The following is a 1,018-nucleotide window of genomic DNA, read 5'->3' as shown; positions in this document are numbered from 1 at the left end:
TTTGTAAAGCTTACTTTATAAGATAGTCCAATATATGACATACTTCTTTGAAAAGGTGGTACTAATACTTATCGTGCCATCTACAATTAATAAATGCTCCTATCTGTGCAGTTTTTGTTCGTCAATAACTCTCAACTGCACAGATAGGATAACATGGAGAATTAAAAAAATCCCCCCCTTTTAGGGGGTAATCATAGGGGGGGATTTCAAGAAAAAGTATAAACTTTTTATGGATTTATGAGTTGGTTTTATCTGCCTCTTCATAATATTTTTCAAGGTATTTATCTGTTTCATCAGAATTTATACAGAATTGTTCGGATATCTGTTCAATTATCTTAGAATCCTGAATCCCAAATCTTTTTAAAATTGATATCATGGTTAAAATATTCTTGATGCGTTCCTCTTCACGCCCTTCTTCACGTCCTTCTTCACGAGCCTCAGCACGTTCTTCCATAATTTTTGCATTCAGTGTCATATACTCAACCCTCCAATCACTTCGTTCAATAGCTTTATCGACTGACTTTTCAATATCATTCATTTGGTCGGTTATTTAAGCTTATGGGAGATTTTGAAAAAATAACCTAAAAAAGATTTTTCAAACCTCCAAACATTAATTTATGTTATTTAGTAAGAGAAATCCTTTTTATATAACCACTTAAAATATTTAGTTATTCTTTGATAATTCGTTGTAATAATCTTCTATATATTTACCTGCTGTTTCTAAGGAAATTTCAAATGTTTGAGAAATTTCCTTTATTATATCTTCGTTTTTAAAATTAAGTCTGTGTAAAAGAAAGATGGTTTTTCGAATATTTTTAATGCGTTCCTCTTCACGTCCTTCTTCACGTCCTTCTTCACGTCCTTCCTCACGTCCCAAAGTATGTCCTTCTTCACGAGCTTCTTCTCTTAACTCTGCTTCATATATCTTTTCATCAAATTCTGTTATACACACACTAAACACCTCCGCCTTATGCTTTATCAAAAATTCTCTCATAATATTTTCTTCTATGCAGTAATC

Annotated in this window: 1 protein-coding gene and 1 pseudogene; both read right to left on the bottom strand. The window is 31.9% G+C overall.

Going from position 1 to position 1,018, the window contains the following annotated elements:
- Nucleotides 1-235 precede the first annotated feature (235 nt).
- On the bottom strand, nucleotides 236-475 hold the full coding sequence (locus tag KQI85_RS16365; protein ID WP_216577075.1) for a hypothetical protein: 240 nt from the start codon (nucleotides 473-475) through the stop codon (nucleotides 236-238).
- Between the two features lie 189 nt (nucleotides 476-664).
- Nucleotides 665-1,018, bottom strand: a pseudogene (locus KQI85_RS16360) (hypothetical protein); the annotation flags it as partial.

This window comes from Falcatimonas sp. MSJ-15, from assembly GCF_018918265.1.
Taxonomy (GTDB): domain Bacteria; phylum Bacillota; class Clostridia; order Lachnospirales; family Lachnospiraceae; genus Falcatimonas.
The sequence above is the reverse complement of the archived record's forward strand: the minus strand, read 5'-3'. Positions and strand labels throughout refer to the sequence as shown.